This window comes from Pseudoflavonifractor phocaeensis (genome assembly GCF_021531375.1).
Classification (GTDB): domain Bacteria; phylum Bacillota; class Clostridia; order Oscillospirales; family Oscillospiraceae; genus Lawsonibacter; species Lawsonibacter phocaeensis_B.
This window is the reverse complement of record NZ_JADYTU010000010.1, coordinates 45,754-61,139: the sequence shown is the minus strand read 5'-3', so window position 1 is coordinate 61,139 and position 15,386 is coordinate 45,754. Positions and strand designations below refer to the sequence as shown.

General features: G+C 59.3%; 14 protein-coding genes. 10 read left to right on the top strand and 4 right to left on the bottom strand.

Translation table 11 applies throughout. From position 1 onward, the window contains the following. Window positions 1-303: 303 nt before the first annotated feature. The 8 genes from I6E39_RS05400 to cysS all read left to right on the top strand — a co-directional run bounded on the left by I6E39_RS05400 (window position 304) and on the right by cysS (window position 8,708). Window positions 304-1,200, top strand: coding sequence for a LysR family transcriptional regulator (locus I6E39_RS05400; protein ID WP_235380592.1), 897 nt, complete (start codon window positions 304-306; stop codon window positions 1,198-1,200). Window positions 1,201-1,465: 265 nt separating this feature from the next. Next, window positions 1,466-2,380: a glutamate formimidoyltransferase gene (gene ftcD, locus I6E39_RS05395; protein WP_235380591.1), complete on the top strand. Its 915-nt coding sequence runs from the start codon at window positions 1,466-1,468 to the stop codon at window positions 2,378-2,380. A gap of 35 nt (window positions 2,381-2,415) precedes the next feature. Beyond that, window positions 2,416-3,054: a cyclodeaminase/cyclohydrolase family protein gene (locus I6E39_RS05390; RefSeq protein WP_235380590.1), complete on the top strand. Its 639-nt coding sequence runs from the start codon at window positions 2,416-2,418 to the stop codon at window positions 3,052-3,054. Between the two features lie 252 nt (window positions 3,055-3,306). Next, window positions 3,307-3,903, top strand: coding sequence for a HutD/Ves family protein (locus I6E39_RS05385; RefSeq protein WP_235380589.1), 597 nt, complete (start codon window positions 3,307-3,309; stop codon window positions 3,901-3,903). A 46-nt stretch (window positions 3,904-3,949) separates the two neighbouring features. After that, window positions 3,950-4,819, top strand: coding sequence for a bifunctional 5,10-methylenetetrahydrofolate dehydrogenase/5,10-methenyltetrahydrofolate cyclohydrolase (locus I6E39_RS05380; protein WP_235380588.1), 870 nt, complete (start codon window positions 3,950-3,952; stop codon window positions 4,817-4,819). A 29-nt stretch (window positions 4,820-4,848) separates the two neighbouring features. After that, on the top strand, window positions 4,849-6,117 hold the full coding sequence (locus I6E39_RS05375; RefSeq protein ID WP_235380587.1) for a bifunctional folylpolyglutamate synthase/dihydrofolate synthase: 1,269 nt from the start codon (window positions 4,849-4,851) through the stop codon (window positions 6,115-6,117). Between the two features lie 431 nt (window positions 6,118-6,548). Continuing rightward, on the top strand, window positions 6,549-7,193 hold the full coding sequence (gene cysE / locus I6E39_RS05370) for a serine O-acetyltransferase (RefSeq protein ID WP_235380586.1): 645 nt from the start codon (window positions 6,549-6,551) through the stop codon (window positions 7,191-7,193). 66 nt (window positions 7,194-7,259) lie between these two features. Further along, entirely contained in the window at window positions 7,260-8,708 is a 1,449-nt protein-coding gene (gene cysS / locus I6E39_RS05365) for a cysteine--tRNA ligase (RefSeq protein WP_235380585.1), read from the top strand. A 55-nt stretch (window positions 8,709-8,763) separates the two neighbouring features. On the opposite strand, the gene I6E39_RS05360 is transcribed toward cysS, so the two are convergent. Continuing rightward, window positions 8,764-9,516 carry a copper homeostasis protein CutC gene (locus tag I6E39_RS05360; protein ID WP_235380584.1) on the bottom strand — a complete coding sequence of 251 codons (753 nt, stop codon included), beginning with the start codon at window positions 9,514-9,516 and terminating at the stop codon, window positions 8,764-8,766. A gap of 348 nt (window positions 9,517-9,864) precedes the next feature. Between I6E39_RS05360 and rbr the strand changes: the two genes are divergently transcribed. Further along, window positions 9,865-10,401, top strand: a complete 537-nt coding sequence (gene rbr, locus I6E39_RS05355) for a rubrerythrin (RefSeq protein ID WP_235380583.1) — start codon at window positions 9,865-9,867, stop codon at window positions 10,399-10,401. 112 nt (window positions 10,402-10,513) lie between these two features. Here the strand turns inward: rbr and I6E39_RS05350 are convergent, their stop codons facing one another. The 3 genes from I6E39_RS05350 to I6E39_RS05340 all read right to left on the bottom strand — a co-directional run bounded on the left by I6E39_RS05350 (window position 10,514) and on the right by I6E39_RS05340 (window position 12,956). Continuing rightward, the gene (locus I6E39_RS05350; RefSeq protein ID WP_235380582.1) at window positions 10,514-11,236 is read right to left on the bottom strand and encodes an amino acid ABC transporter ATP-binding protein; all 723 of its coding nucleotides are present in this window, start codon (window positions 11,234-11,236) and stop codon (window positions 10,514-10,516) included. Further along, entirely contained in the window at window positions 11,223-12,002 is a 780-nt protein-coding gene (locus tag I6E39_RS05345; RefSeq protein ID WP_235380594.1) for an amino acid ABC transporter permease, read from the bottom strand. The genes I6E39_RS05350 and I6E39_RS05345 overlap by 14 nt, the downstream gene beginning before the upstream one ends. 99 nt (window positions 12,003-12,101) lie before the next feature. Next, a complete protein-coding gene (locus I6E39_RS05340; RefSeq protein WP_235380581.1) occupies window positions 12,102-12,956 on the bottom strand; it encodes an ABC transporter substrate-binding protein in 855 nt (284 codons plus the stop codon). 462 nt (window positions 12,957-13,418) lie between these two features. Between I6E39_RS05340 and I6E39_RS05335 the strand changes: the two genes are divergently transcribed. Further along, a complete protein-coding gene (locus I6E39_RS05335) occupies window positions 13,419-15,266 on the top strand; it encodes an LTA synthase family protein (RefSeq protein WP_235380580.1) in 1,848 nt (615 codons plus the stop codon). The last annotated feature ends 120 nt before the right edge of the window (window positions 15,267-15,386 follow it).

Sequence of the window (15,386 nt, the reverse complement as noted above, 5' to 3'; positions counted from 1 at the left end):
CCTTGTCAGCCTCACTCAGGTGGGACTCGCGGCGGGGAGCGCGGCGAAGACCCTCCTCAAAAGTGGGATACTCGGGCAACTCGTAGTCCAGCTTGATGGTCATAGCTTCGTTTACACCATTCATTGCAGTTCCCTCATTTCTAAAAAATTTGTGAGAATTTACTTTCCGGGCATAAATGATTCTCTTTACATATTGCATTTTAACCGAAAATCTGTAGAATGAAAAGTACCGATATTATATATTTGCTATACGAAAAAAGTATAAGCAATAAAATCTATAAAATAAAAGCGGGATATGATACTATGAATTTTAAGCAGTTAGAGTATTTTTCTGCCGTGGCGGAAGCCAAAAGCATCTCCATGGCGGCCCGAAAGCTCCATGTGGCCCAGCCCCCGGTGAGCCGGCAGATTTCCATGCTGGAAGACGAGCTGGGTGTGTGCCTGTTTTTAAGGAATAATAAAGGGATTGAACTGACGGAGGCGGGGCGCTGCCTCTATGAGCAGAGCCAGCAGATGTTCCAAAATCTGCGTATGATGGCGGATAGCGTCCGGGATGTGGGCGCGGGGGTGCGGGGCCAGCTGAAGATCGGCATCATTTATTCCAATATTCCGGTGGTGATGGACCACCTGCGGGAATTCCATGAGCAGTATCCTCAGGTGGAGCTGTATATCCGGCTGGGCGCCCCCACCGATCTGCTGGACGATCTGAACCGGGGAAAGCTCCATGTCCTGTTCCTCCGAAGCCAGACGGAAGAGGTCTCTGGCCTGCGGGAAAAGGTGCTGGGGGAAGACCCTCTGGAGCTGGTCATGACTGCGGACACCGACCCGGCCCCGGGGGAGAATTCCGTTCCCATCCAGGCCCTGAAGGGCGTCCCCATGTGTCTTCTGCGCAGCGACGATTTGTGGGGATACAGCAACCATCTGATCAACGAGTGCGAGCGGAAGGGCGTTTCCGCCAATATCGTCTGCCAGTGCTATGACACGCCCATGGCCATGCAGATGGTCCAGGCGGGGTTCGGCGTCAGCTTTCTGCCCCGGTCCATCGTGGGGACCCACCCTAATTCTGATATTTACGCCAAGCCCATCGAGGGCATCCATTCCAAGTCTTACCCCGTCCTGGTGTGGAGCGACGACATCTATTACGCCAGCTGCGTAAAACAGTTCATCGCTATGGCCAGAGCCACGGATTGGAACGCTTAACAGAAGGGTGTCCGGCGGCGGGTCTGGAGGGGAGAAACGGGGAAAAGACCCTTTCGGACAAAGGGAGAAAACGGCATTCTGCTTAATTTTTTTAAATATCAAAAAGAAAACGCCTTTGTCCAGACCTTGCAAAACGGGCACGGTGCTGATATGATATAGTCATAACAGAGGAAAAGAAGTAAATCTGCCCTTTCGTTTTCGTTGTGTTTTCCCAAATACTGAATCGAAAACCCCAAATGAAATTTATGAAGTGGAGGAAATCAACATGGCAAAGCTCGTAGAATGCATCCCCAATTTTAGCTGCAGCAAGGAGAAGGACGAGGCCACCTATAACGCTCTGGTGGAGACCGCCAACAGCGTCCCCGGCTGCACCCTGTTCGACGCCCAGACCGACGGCAACCACAACCGCTGCGTGTTCACCCTGATCGGCAACATCGACGCCATCGAGGAGGTCGCTTTCCAGCTGACCAAGGTCGCCACCGAGCGCATCGACATGACCAAGCACAAGGGCGAGCACAAGCGCATGGGCGCCACCGACGTCATCCCCTTCGTTCCCCAGTCCAAGGACGTCACCGTTGAGGAGTGCGTGGAGCTGACCAAGCGGCTGGCTCAGCGCATCTGGGACGAGCTGAAGGTCCCCTCCTTCCTGTATGAGGACTCCGCCACCCGTCCCGAGCGCCGCAACCTGGCTACCTGCCGCAAGGGCGAGTTCGAGGGTATGCCCGAGAAGCTGCTGCAGCCTGACTGGGCTCCCGACTACGGCGAGCGGAAGATCCACCCCACTGCCGGCATCACCGCCATCGGCGCCCGTATGCCCCTGGTCGCTTTCAACGTGAACCTGGCCACTTCCGATGTTGAGGTCGCCAAGAAGATCGCCAAGGTCATCCGTGGTTCCTCCGGCGGCTTCCGCAGCTGCAAGGCCATGGGCTTCATGATGGAGGACCGCGGCATCGCTCAGGTCTCCATGAACATGGTCAACTATGAGGACACCCCCCTGTATGTGGTCTATGAGCAGATCAAGGCTCTGGCCGAGCGCTACGGCACCTACATCGTGGACAGCGAGATCGTCGGCCTGACTCCCGCCAAGGCCATGATCGACTGCGCCGAGTTCTATCTGAAGGCCCGTGACTTCGACTGCCACAACCAGATCATGGAGTATCACCTCCTGGACATGAAGTAAGCCGAAGACCGGAAAGATAAAAGGAGAAAAACGACATGAAGAAATTAGCCGAACTGCAGACTTCTGAGTTTGTTGACCTGCTGGCTTCCGACGCTCCCGCTCCCGGCGGCGGCTCCGCCGCTGCTCTGGAGGGTGCTCTGGGTGCCGCTCTGACCGCCATGGTGTGCGGTCTGACCACCGTGGGCAAGAGCAAGGAGAAGTACGCCGAGTATCAGGAGTTTGTCATCGCCAGCCAGGCGAAGGCCACCGATCTGAAGGCCCGCTTTGTGGACGTGATGGACCGTGATACCGAGGCTTTCAACGTGGTCAGCGCCGCGTTTGGTATGCCCAAGGCTACCGACGAGGAGAAGGCCGCCCGCTCCGCCGCCATCCAGAAGGGCCTGGAGGGCTGCACCGCCACTCCCTTTGAGATGATGGAGCTGGCCACCGAGACTCTGGAGCTGACCGCCGAGCTGCTGGGCAAGACCAACGACAGCGCCGCCAGCGACCTGGGCGTGTCCGCTCTGTCCCTGCGCGCTGCCATCCAGGGTGCCTGGCTGAACGTGCTCATCAACATCGGCAGCCTGAAGAACAAGGAGCTGGCCGCTGATTACCGCGCCAAGGGCGAGGCCATGCTGGCCCGCGCTCTGCCTCTGGCCGACAAGATCTACGAGACTGTTCTGGCTGCTATGTAAATCATTGACGGATAGGTCCCGCCTGTCCGAGACCGAGGGAGGTCGCTTCGGCGGCCTTCCTCGGTTGCTATTATCACGACTGTTATACCGGCCGCGCGGCGGTTGATCCCCGGACCGTCGGCCCGTGATCCCGGAAGAGTGGTCCGTGCTGCCTGTTTTTCCGGAATGTAATCATGATCGCCGCGCGCAGCCCCATTTACGATACAAAAAGAGCCGGCCCCCGGCCGGCACTGCTGGAAGGGAGAACCTACCATGGAATGGACGCTTTTGACCCAGGATCAGTATCTTACCACGCTGTGGTCCGGCGGGACCACCACCCAGATGGCCATTGCGCCTGAGGGCGCCGTGTACGCCGACCGGGACTTTTTGTGGCGGTTCAGCTCCGCTAAGGTGGAGCTGGAGCACTCCGATTTTACGCCGCTGCCCGACTATGTCCGGCTGATCTCCGTGCTGCACGGCGAACTGGACATGAAGGTGGGGGAGGGAGAGCGGTTCTCTCTGGCCCCGCTGACCCTGTGCTCCTTTGACGGCGGTACCCCGGTGGAGTCCTGGGGCAAGTGTACTGACTACAATCTGATGCTCCGCAAGGGACAGGCCCAGGGCAGCGCACAATCCCTGGTGCTGGAGCCCGGCTCCGCCTGCACTTGGACCGCCAGTGTCCCCGCGCCTCTGGACTACCCCAACTGCACCGTAGCTCTGTACTGTGTGTCCGGCGCGGTCAAGGTGGACGGGGTGGAGGCTCAGGAGGGCCAGTTCCTGCTGTGCCGCCAGGCCGATCCCAGCCAGACCGTGAAGCTGGTGACGGAGGAGGGCGCCGCCCTCATGGCTGCGGTGATTTTCACCCGCTGAGTCCCGGCGGAAACGGGACGACCCATTGGAAAGGAGCTGAATTCCCATGGCCCAACTGCTCGCCGGCGCCCCTGTGGCCGAGGCGCTGTGTGCCCGAATCCGGGCGGGGGTGACTCTGCTGCGCAGCCGGGAGGTGACGCCCACCGTGGCCATTGTCCGGGTGGGGGAGCGCCCCGCCGACCTGTCCTATGAGCGGGGCTTTACCAAGCGGGCCCAGTCCCTGGGCATCGCGGTGATCCGTACCCTGCTGCCGGAGGACGTGAGCGAGGGAGAACTGATCCGCGTCCTGGAGGATATCAGCGGGAACTGCCGTATCCACGGCTGTCTGCTGTTCCGCCCCCTGCCTGACCGGCTGAATACCTCCGGGGTGATGGGAGCCCTGTGTCCGGAAAAGGATATCGACTCCATGACCAGTACCTCTATGGGGGGACTGATGGTCCGGGGGGCGGCTGGATTCCCGCCCTGTACCGCCGCGGCCTGCATGGAGCTGCTGCGCTACTACCAGGTGGAGCTGACCGGACGGAACGTGGCCATGATAGGCAGCGGCATGACGGTGGGAATGCCCACGGCCATCCTGCTGATGAACCAGGGAGCCACGGTGTCGGTGTGCAACATCTTCACCGACCCGGCCCGGATGACGGAACTGTGCCAGGGGGCGGATGTCATCATCTCCGCCGCCGGGAAGGCCGGACTCATTGGCCGGGAGCATGTCCGTCCCGGCCAGGTGGTGGTCGATGTGGGGGTCAGCCCGGGGGCGGACGGAAAGCTCCACGGAGACGTGGCCTTTGACGAGGTAGAACCCGTGGTGGCCGCCCTGACCCCGGTGCCCGGGGGCGTGGGTGCGGTGACCTCCACGGTGCTGGCCGCCCACACGGTGGAGGCGGCTTTGCGCACCCAGGGATTGGCCCTGGAGTAAGGAAAACGTATGGTAAGGAGGCGCGGCTTATGACCGGCCAGGAAGCTGTTGAACTCATCCACCAGGAGGCGTGGACCGGACGGACGCCGGGGCTGACCCGGATCACGGAGCTGCTGCGGCGGCTGGGAGACCCCCATAAAAGCCTGAAATTCGTCCATATTACCGGAACCAACGGAAAGGGCTCCACTGCGGCGATGGTGGCCTCCGTCCTGACCCGGGCGGGGCTCAAGACGGGACTGTACACCTCGCCCCACCTGTGGCGCTTCCACGAGCGGTTCCAGGTCAACGGACAGCCCATCCCCGACCAGGACCTGGGCCGTATCGGAGAGCGGGTCATCAAGGCCGGCCGGGAGATGGAGGATACGGCCACCGAGTTTGATTTGATGACCGCCTTGGGGATGCTCTATTTCCAGGAGGCGGGCTGCGACCTTGTGGTGCTGGAGGTGGGCCTGGGCGGCCGCCTGGACGCCACCAATGTGATCCCCTCCCCTGAAGTGGCCGTCATTACCAACATCGGCTTGGAACACACCCAGGAGCTGGGCAACACCCGGGCGCTGATCGCCGCCGAAAAGTCCGGGATCATCAAGCCGGGCTGTTCCGCGGTCCTCTACCACCAAAGCCGGGAGGTAGAGGAAGTGGTGGAGCGTGCCTGCCGGGAGGCTGGCGTCACCCTCACCGTCACCGCACCGGATACCCTGGAGATCCTGTCCTCCGGCCGGGAGGGCCAGGTGTTTCGCTACCGGGGCGAGGGCCCCTTCCGCATCAGTCTGCTGGGCGATTATCAGACCTTCAACGCCACCGTGGCCATCGACATCGTCAAGGCCTTGAGAGCACGGGGCTGGACCATCCCGGATGAGGCCTTGAAGCGGGGCCTGGATCGGGCTGTTTGGCCCGCCCGGATGGAACTGGTGCGCCGGGACCCCGACGTGATTCTGGACGGCGGCCACAACCCCCAGTGTATGGAGGCCTTGAGCCAGAGTCTGAGACAGCTGTATCCGGACCGGAAGATCTGGTTTTTGACCGGCGTGCTGGCGGACAAGGACTATGGCGCCATGTTTGAGCAGATCATCCCTCTGGCCAAGGGCTTTGTCACCATCACACCGGACAGCCCCCGGGCCATGACTGCCCAGGATCTGGCCGCTTATATGGAAGAGAAGGGACAGCGGGCCGTCCCCTGCGACTCCACCCGGCAGGGCGTGGAGACCGTTCTTGAGCTGGCCTCACCGGAGGATGTCGTGTGCATCTGCGGCTCCCTCTATATGATCGGCGAGGTCCGTCATATCCTGGGCCTGTGCTGAGGACGGAAGAAGATGTCATAGGGCCCCGGCGCTGAAAGGAGCGCCGGGGCCTTTTGCGGTCCGAAAGGACCGGGAGACGAGGGAATATAGGGAGAAAGCCGAGAAAAATGGTGAGGAAAAGCGCCGCTGGACTTGACACCGGCGGGGGGAGATGATAATATAATGAGCTGTAACCAGCGCGAGGAACGGAAAGAGTAGCGTTGAGCCAACGAACAGAGAGGGCCCTTCACCGGCTGAAAGGGGGCCTGCCGCGGCGGAGCGTGAAGTGCGTCCGGGAGCGCGGGGCGTAATGGCCCCCGGTTCGGCCCCGATAGCGGCCGGAACAGTGAGAAATGAGAGTGGAACCGCGATTTTGTCGCCTCTTATGCCCGAGACGGGCGTGAGAGGCTTTTTTGTTTGTCTGCGACCATGAAGTGTGGAGGAGAAAGCCCATGTTCAAAGCTCTGAATGAGACGCTGGAGGCATACCAGCGCCGGGACCCGGCGGCCCGGTCCAAGCTGGAGATCTTTTTGCTGTACCAAGGGGTCCACGCCACCCTGTATCACCGCCTGGCCCACTGGCTATACTGTCATAACTGGCGGTTTCTGGCCCGGTTCGTCTCCCAGTGGAGCCGGTTCTGGACCGGGATCGAGATCCACCCCGGCGCCAAGATCGGCCGCCGCTTCGTCATTGACCACGGTATGGGCATCGTCATCGGTGAGACTGCCGAGGTGGGGGATGACGTGCTGCTCTACCATGGTGTGACCCTGGGAGGCACCGGCAAGGACCAGGGCAAGCGACATCCCACCATCGGCAATAATGTGCTCATCGGCTGCGGCGCCAAGATTCTGGGCCCCTTCAAGGTGGGGGACGGCGCCCGTATCGCCGCCAACTCCGTGGTGCTCAGCGAGGTGCCGGAGAACGCCACCGCCGTGGGCATTCCCGCCCAGATCGTCCGGATTGCCGGCCGGGTCACCCACTACGCCGACGATGTGGACCAGACCAGCGTGAACAATCCTACCCTGGAAAAGCTGGCCACTCTGGCCGCGCGGGTAGAAGAACTGGAAAGACGGCTGGAAGAGCAGAGCGAAACGTGAGGGGGCCTTGCCAAAGTCCGGCTGTCTCAGAACAAACAGAAAATATTTGCAGAAGGAGAAACGACCATGCTGTTATACAATTCCGCCACCCATAAAAAGGAAGAGTTCACGACCCATACCCCCGGCCATGTGGAGATGTACACCTGCGGCCCCACGGTGTACCACTTTGCCCACATCGGCAACCTGCGTTCCTACATCATGGAGGACGTGCTGGAGAAATTCCTCCGCTGGTCCGGCTATGACGTGAACCGTGTCATGAACATTACCGACGTGGGCCACCTCAGCTCCGACGCCGACACCGGCGAGGACAAGATGCTCAAGGGCGCCCGCCGGGAGCACAAGACCGTCATGGAGATCGCCCAGTACTATACCGACGCCTTCTTCGCCGACTGCGAGAAGCTGAATATCAAGCGCCCCGACGTGGTTGAACCCGCCACCAACCGCATCGACGACTATATCAAGATCGTCTCCGGACTGCTGGACAAGGGCTATGCCTATGTGGCCGGGGGCAACGTCTACTTCGACACCTCCAAGCTGGGCCGCTACTACGTCTTCAACGACCACGACGAGGAGGATCTGGCCGTGGGTGTCCGGGAAGGCGTGGAGGAGGACACCAACAAGCGCAACAAAAACGACTTCGTCCTCTGGTTCACCAAGTCCAAGTTTGAGGACCAGGCTCTGAAGTGGGACTCCCCCTGGGGCGTGGGCTATCCCGGCTGGCACATCGAGTGCTCCGGCATCTCCCTGAAATACAACGGCGAGTACCTGGACCTCCACTGCGGCGGCATCGACAACGCCTTCCCCCACCACACCAACGAGATCGCCCAGTCCGAGTCATACCTGGGCCATCCCTGGTGCAAGCAGTGGTTCCATGTCCACCACCTGAACACCAACTCCGGCAAGATGTCCAAGTCCAAGGGAGAGTTTTTGACTGTCTCCCTGCTGGAGGAGAAGGGCTACGATCCCCTGGCCTACCGCTTCTTCTGCCTCCAGTCCCACTACCGCAAGGGTCTGGTCTTTTCCTGGGAGAACCTGGACAACGCCCAGGGAGCCTATAACAAGCTCATCAAGCGTATCGCCGCTCTGAAGGAGAGCGACGGCCCGGTGGACGAGACCGTGGCCGCGGAGTTCAAGGAAAAATTTGAGCAGCAGGTGGGCAACGACCTGAATACCTCTATGGGCGTTACCGCTCTGTACGACGTGTTGAAGGCTAAGACCAACGATGCCACCAAGCTGGCCATCCTGAACAGCTTTGACCAGGTGCTGTCCCTGTCTCTGCTGGAGAAGGCCGCCAAGGTCCGTGAGGAGCAGGCCAAGGCCCAGACCGCCCAGGCCGCCGGCGGCTACACCATCACCGGGGAGGGAGATCCCGCTGTGGACGCCCTTGTCCTGGCGCGGTACGAGGCCAAGAAGGCCAAGAATTTTGCTGAGGCCGACCGCATCCGTGACGAGCTGAAGGCTCAGGGCATTGAGATCACCGACGTGCCCGGAGGCGCAACCTGGAAGCGCGTCTGATCCAACACATAAAAAACTTCGCCCCTCTGCCGCAAAACGGCAGAGGGGCGAATCGTTATTCGCGATTTACACTGGCTACGAATGCGGCGATATCGTCAGGGTGGGTGACAGAATAGCGATCCTCAGGGGGATAGACAGCGCCGCCAAAATAGATGGCGGGGTTGCCGGTGGTGCTGCGGTCATAGACGGTGCGGTGCATGGCGGCGTGCATCTGGGTGGCGCCGGTCATCTCCCGGACCCAGGGGGCGTTTTCTGGGGTGATACCGGCGCCGGGCAGGATCTGAATGCGTCCGGCGGCATACTCGATCATCTCCTTGAGGGTGAAAATACCCTCGGGAACGGTGGGCTTCTGGCCGCTGGACAGTACCCGGGTGACGCCCAGGTCCATCAGAATGTCCAGCGCCGTTTTCCAGTCGGGAACCACATCAATGGCCCGGTGGAACACGGATTCCTTGTCCCCGATGACCGTCAGAATTTCTTTCGTACGTTCCACGTCGACGGTGGCATCCTCATGCAGAAAGCCGAAGACGATGCCGTCAGCCCCGTTGTCAAGGAAGAGCTTCGCGTCGGCCAGGATGGTCTCATATTCCACATCTGTGTAGCAGAAACCGCCCTCTCTGGGGCGAACCATGCACAGGACCTTCAGGTCTGGACAATGCTTTTTCACGGTGAGCAGCTCGCCCAGAGTGGGCGTCAGACCGCCGTGGAACAGGTCGGAGTTCAGTTCAACACGGCTTGCGCCGCCCTGATAGGCAGCGATCGCATCTGCGGCGGAGCCGCAGCAGCATTCAAATGTGATGTTTTTCATAAGTTGCCTCCCTATAGACCGACATCCTATATGGTGTCATACCAGGTGTCTTTGAAAAACAGCAAAGCACCGACTGCGGCCGCCTTTTGCTATTTTCAAACAAGCCCGATTTTTGATCAAAATTTGCGCTTTTATCATTGCGGATAAGCACATTATACCGGCGCTCATCCAATTGTCAAGGGAGACGGTACATGCCTCGGTGCCGTCTGTTCCATATGCACACCTTGACCGCCCGAGGGGAGATTTTTTTGCCGACCCATTGACAGGAGAGGGAGCGGTGTGCTATACTATAAATACACTAACAAGAATAATTCCTAATAATTTAAGTAAGAAAGTGAGGAAATTATTATGCCTGAACTGAAGGGAAGCAAGACCGAACAGAATCTGTGGACCGCTTTTGCCGGTGAGTCCCAGGCCCGGAACAAGTACACCTACTTTGCCTCCAAGGCCAAGAAGGACGGCTATGTCCAGATCGCCAATATCTTTGAGGAGACCGCGGCCAACGAGAAGGAGCACGCCAAGATCTGGTTCAAGCTGCTGGAGGGCATCGGCACCACCCCCGAGAATCTGAAGGCCGCCGCCGAGGGCGAGAATTACGAGTGGACCGACATGTACGCCACCATGGCCAAGGAGGCCAAGGAGGAGGGCTTCGACCACATCGCCTACCTGTTTGAGGAAGTGGGCAAGATCGAGAAGGAGCACGAGGAGCGCTATCTGAAGCTGCTGGCCAATGTGGAGGGCGGCATCGTCTTCTCCCGGGACGGCGACATGATCTGGCAGTGCGCCAACTGCGGCCATATCCATGTGGGCAAGCAGGCCCCCGAAGTCTGTCCCGTCTGCGCCCATCCCCAGGCCTACTTCCACCTGAAGGCCGAAAATTACTAAGCGGTACATAGAGCGTATCATATATGATCAGAGCCGGACACCCTCGGGTGCCCGGCTCTTTGCTGAACAAAAGCTCCCCCGCACAGTGTACGGGGGAGCTTGCAGGAAACAGTTACAGAACTTTGGACAGAAACAGCTGGGTGCGGGGGTTTTGAGGGTGGTCGAAGAATTCCTTGGGGGTGTTCTGCTCCACGATTTTGCCGCCGTCCATGAACAGCACCCGGCTGCCCACCTCCCGGGCGAAGCCCATCTCATGGGTGACTACCACCATGGTCATGCCCTCGTCAGCCAGCTGCTTCATGACCTCCAGCACTTCGCCTACCATTTCAGGGTCCAGGGCGGAGGTAGGCTCGTCAAAGAGCATGACCTTGGGCTTCATGGCCAGAGCACGGACGATGGCAATGCGCTGCTTCTGGCCGCCGGACAGCTGGTTGGGGTAGGCGTCTGCCTTGTCCTCCAGCCCTACCCGCTGGAGCAGGGCGGTGGCGGTATCGTCCGCCTCTTCCTGCTTCATGAGGCCCGTGCGTACCGGAGCCAGGGTGATGTTCTTCCGGATGGTCATGTTGGGGAACAGGTTGAAGTGCTGAAACACCATGCCCATCTGCTGGCGGATGGCGTTGATCTTGGCCTTGGGATCGGTGATGACGGTGTTTTCAAAGGTGATAATGCCGGCGGTGGGCTGTTCCAGCAGATTCAGGCACCGCAGAAAGGTGGACTTTCCGGAGCCGGAGGGGCCGATTACTACCACCTTCTCGCCGGGGTAGATGTGCTCGGAGATGTCGTCCAGGACCAGATGGTCCCCAAAGGACTTGGACAGGTTTTTAACGTCGATCACTTTGACGCAGCCTCCTTTCCAGCTTGCTCTGGAGAGCGCTGAAGATCATGACCAGCACCAGATACATGCAGGCGATGCCGATGAGGGGGAACATCTGCTCATAGGTGCGCCCGTAGATGCCCTGGGCTGCGTACAGCAGCTCCTTGCCGCCGATCACGGTGATGAGGGAGGTGTCCTTCAGCAGGATGATAAACTCGTTGCCCAGGGCGGGGAGAATGGCCTTGAAGGCCTGGGGGATGACGATAAAGCGCATGGTGTCCACGTAGCCCAACCCCAGGGAACGGCCGGCCTCCGACTGGCCGGGGTCCAGAGACATAAGGCCGCCACGGATGATCTCGGCCACATAGGCGCCCGAGTTGATACCCAGGGTCAGAGCGCCTACCATGGTGAAATTGCGGCTGCTCTTAAAGATGACCAGACCCATGATGAGCAGCTGGACCATCATGGGGGTGCCCCGGATGATGGTGACATACAGCTTGCACACGAAATTGACAGGCCACATGAGATACCGCGTCAGGGTCGAGCCCTGGCCGGGCCGCTGCTGGTCGTAAGCGGTACGGACCATGGCTACGATCAGACCCAGGGCAATACCGATGACCAGAGCCATGGCAGTGACCAGCAGGGTGGTGCCCATGCCCTCCAGATACTGGAGCCAGCGGTTGTTTTCCAAAAAGGCCTGATAGAAGTAAACAAAGAACTCCTGCCAGAAAGACAGATCCTCGCCGGCCCGAAGCATAGGCTTCCAAAGCTCGTAATAGGCGGCCAACTGCTCCATAGACGATCACCTCTCCTTAGTTATGTGATGATGTGATAAAAAGGGGCGGCTTTTGGCCGCCCCTTGCGGGAATGTGAATGGATGCGGGGATCAGTCGGCGGTGATGTACTTGTCCAGAATGGCCTGGACAGTGCCGTCGGCAGTCAGCTCAGCCAGAGCGCCGTTGACGGCCTCCACCAGAGCGGTGTTGCCCTTGGCCACGCCGATGGCGTAGTCCTCGGTGACCCACTCGCCGTCCAGAATCGCCAGGCCGGGATTGGCCTTCACATACTCCTGAGCGGGGGCGTTGTCGATGATGACGCAGTCCACCTGGCCGTTCTTCAGAGCCTGGACAGCAGTGGCGCCGTTGTCATAAGCAATGACGTGATCCTCGCCGTAACCGCCGTTCTCGGGGGTGTCGGAGGCGTAGATGTAACCGGTAGTGCCGCGCTGGGCGCCGATCATCTTCTCACCCAGGTTGTCCATGGTCACGTCGGAGCCCTCCTTGACGATGACCACCTGAACGCCGGTGGCGTAGCTGTCGGAGAAGTCCATGACCAGCAGACGGTCCTCGTTGACAGTGACGCCAGCCATAACGATGTCGCTCTTGCCCTGCTGAGCGGCCAGCAGAGCGGCGTCAAAGTCCATGTCGTCAATGACCAGCTCCAGGCCCAGCTTGCCGGCGATAGCCTCGGCGATCTCGGCGTCGATGCCGATGATCTTGCCGGAGTCGTCAGTCATCTCGTAGGGAGGGAAGGAAGCGTTGGTGGACATGATCAGCTTGCCCGCTTCGATGGTGGGGAGGACGGCGGGCTCGGAGGTGGAGGCGCTGGCGGAGGTGCCGGCGCTGGCGGAGGTGCCGGCGCTGGAGGCGGAACCCTTGGAGCTGGAACCGCCGTTGCCGCCGCAGGCGGCCAGGCTGAGGACCATGGCCAGAGCCATAGTCATAGCAAGAAACTTCTTCATGATAAAATCTCCTTTTCAATGTGCTGCCGGAAAGATTCCGGAAGCTTTTCTATGAGTATACTCCAAGGATGTATGCACAGTCAATAGATAAATATTCAAAAGACAAAAGAAAAGCAGGCATTTTTTAGGTAAAAGGGCGGAAAATTTTTGAAAATTCCGCTGATATCCCCGTGAAAGATGGAAATAGGGACTGTGCGCAGACAGAGAGGACAGAAAATGAATATACAAAAAAATATTCATCCTAAAACCCGCGCCGGCGGCCGTCCCCGTGAACTGGTGGGAAAGGTCTTATCGTGAAAAAAGGAGAGCCGTGAGCGCAACCTTTTCGAAGGGTTAACGTCTAATCATTTGAAAACGCCATGGAATTCTAAAAAGTCTTTAAAGATTTTTCCACCCCTCTTGAAATTTTTTCCTGAGGGGGTATGCTATTGTATTGCGGCGAGGGCCGCATGGAGGAAACAAATGAAAGCGCTTTTGTACAAGGACACCTTTCCCAGACTGGTGGCCGATATGCGGGAGCATCCGGGCAAATGGCTGTCCCGTGTGGTGTTTCTGCTGGGACCCTGGGTCTGTCTGTGGATGGTGGAGATCTTAAATCAGAATAACATTTTCGAGGATCTGGACGACTGGCAAGTGCTGATGAACATGGTGTGGTATTACAGCCTGTTCCTCGTCTGTCGCCTGGTGTTGGGGCGGAACCGGCGTTCCGCCGCCCTGGCCGCGGTCCTCTCCTTCCTGGTGGGGCTGCTGAACCACTATATTCTGCGGTTCCGGGGCCGGATCCTGTTCCCGGCTGACATTTCCGGCTGGCGGACCGCCGCCAACGTGGCCGGCGGCTTTGACTACTCCTTTGACCAGTATATCGTCCAGGCGGCGGTGCTGCTGGTGGCCTACCTGTTTCTGGTGTGGATGTGCGTTCCCCAGAGAAAACGGGCGAAGATCCCGCTGCTCTGGAGTCTGATCCTGTGGGCGGCCATCGGGGGATATAGCTACGCCTTCTTCTGTACCGGGATGCTGCCCGCTTTGGACATTTACACCCAGCAGTGGGTCACCCAGCGCAACGGATTTCTGCTGAACTTCACCGTTGCCCTGCGGTACAGCTCAGTGGATAAACCGAAGGACTATTCTGAGGAAGCGGTATTGGAGCTGATGGAGGAGTACCCCGCCACGGAAGGAGACGCCTCCGTCACCAGGCCGGTCAACATCGTGGCCATTATGAACGAGTCCTTTGCCGACTTCTCTGTTTTTGATACCTTTGAAGCCTCGGAGGACCCGCTGCCCTTCCTCCATTCCCTGGAGGAGAATACCATCAAGGGCTGGATGTACTCCCCCGTCACCGGCGGCGGCACAGCCAGCGTGGAGTTTGAGTACCTCACCGGCTTTTCCACCCTGTTTCAACCGCCCCACACGGTGGCCTACCAGCTGTATGTGGAGGAGGGCATGCCCTCCCTGGCCGCCCTGGCCGGGACCCAGGGCTATGAGACCACCGCCTTCCATCCCTATAAGTCCTCGGGCTGGAACCGGGTACTGGCTTACCAATACCTGGATTTTGACCACCAGATGTACGAGGAGGATGTGGAAAACGGTTACTATATCCGCCACTACGTCTCCGACCTGTCCGACTACCAGACGATCTTCAAGAGCACGGAGCGGGAGGACAGCACGTTCTTCTTCAACGTGACCATGCAGAACCACAGCGGCTATGCCCAGGGCTGGAACAATCTGGAGCGTTCCATTCAGCTGCCTGGCGCGCTGAAAAAGGCGGACTCCACGGCGGAGCAGTATTTCGCTTTGTCAGTGGAGAGCGACAAGGCCCTGGAGGAGCTGCTGAACTATTACAGCGGCTGTGAGGAGCCGACTCTGGTAGTCTTCTTCGGGGACCACCAGCCGCCTTTGAAAAATGCGTTCTACGAGGAGCTGTACGGCAAGCCCCTGGCTGAGCGGACCACGGAGGAGGTGTTGCGGCAGTACGCCGTCCCCTTCTTCATCTGGGCCAACTATGATATCGAGGAACGCCAGAATGTGGTCATCAGTCCCAACTACCTGGGCGTGCTTACCGCCCAGACCGCCGGGCTGCCCCTCACCGGGTATATGAACTTCCTGGCCCAGATGTATCAGGAACTGCCTGCTATCACCCCTGTGGGCTTTGTCACCGGGGACGGCCGGTTTGTGGAGGAGAAGGAGCTGGACGCCGGGCAGCAGGAGTGGCTGCGAAGGTATGAGATTTTGAACTACTGCGGCATGGTGGACCTGTTTGACGAGGCACGTCCCATGTTCTGCGCGGGTGGGGAGACTGGGGAAGCGCCGTGACAGGCTGTCCGCTTTACCCTCCAAGACCGCCCGGCGGCTTTTGCCGCTGGGCGGTCTTTTTGTATTTTGCATTAAGGAATATCACCGGCTGTGTGAAACTGTAAAATAAAGGTAGACGCA

Excerpts from the sequence above, each read along its gene's own strand:
- I6E39_RS05400 (WP_235380592.1), top strand. The coding sequence starts at position 304 with ATGAATTTTAAGCAGTTAGAGTATTTTTCTGCCGTGGCGGAAGCCAAA.
- I6E39_RS05340 (WP_235380581.1), bottom strand. The coding sequence starts at position 12,956 with ATGAAGAAGTTTCTTGCTATGACTATGGCTCTGGCCATGGTCCTCAGC.
- cysS (WP_235380585.1), top strand. The coding sequence starts at position 7,260 with ATGCTGTTATACAATTCCGCCACCCATAAAAAGGAAGAGTTCACGACC.
- I6E39_RS05360 (WP_235380584.1), bottom strand. The coding sequence starts at position 9,516 with ATGAAAAACATCACATTTGAATGCTGCTGCGGCTCCGCCGCAGATGCG.
- ftcD (WP_235380591.1), top strand. The coding sequence starts at position 1,466 with ATGGCAAAGCTCGTAGAATGCATCCCCAATTTTAGCTGCAGCAAGGAG.
- I6E39_RS05335 (WP_235380580.1), top strand. The coding sequence starts at position 13,419 with ATGAAAGCGCTTTTGTACAAGGACACCTTTCCCAGACTGGTGGCCGAT.
- I6E39_RS05380 (WP_235380588.1), top strand. The coding sequence starts at position 3,950 with ATGGCCCAACTGCTCGCCGGCGCCCCTGTGGCCGAGGCGCTGTGTGCC.
- rbr (WP_235380583.1), top strand. The coding sequence starts at position 9,865 with ATGCCTGAACTGAAGGGAAGCAAGACCGAACAGAATCTGTGGACCGCT.
- I6E39_RS05375 (WP_235380587.1), top strand. The coding sequence starts at position 4,849 with ATGACCGGCCAGGAAGCTGTTGAACTCATCCACCAGGAGGCGTGGACC.
- I6E39_RS05385 (WP_235380589.1), top strand. The coding sequence starts at position 3,307 with ATGGAATGGACGCTTTTGACCCAGGATCAGTATCTTACCACGCTGTGG.
- I6E39_RS05390 (WP_235380590.1), top strand. The coding sequence starts at position 2,416 with ATGAAGAAATTAGCCGAACTGCAGACTTCTGAGTTTGTTGACCTGCTG.
- cysE (WP_235380586.1), top strand. The coding sequence starts at position 6,549 with ATGTTCAAAGCTCTGAATGAGACGCTGGAGGCATACCAGCGCCGGGAC.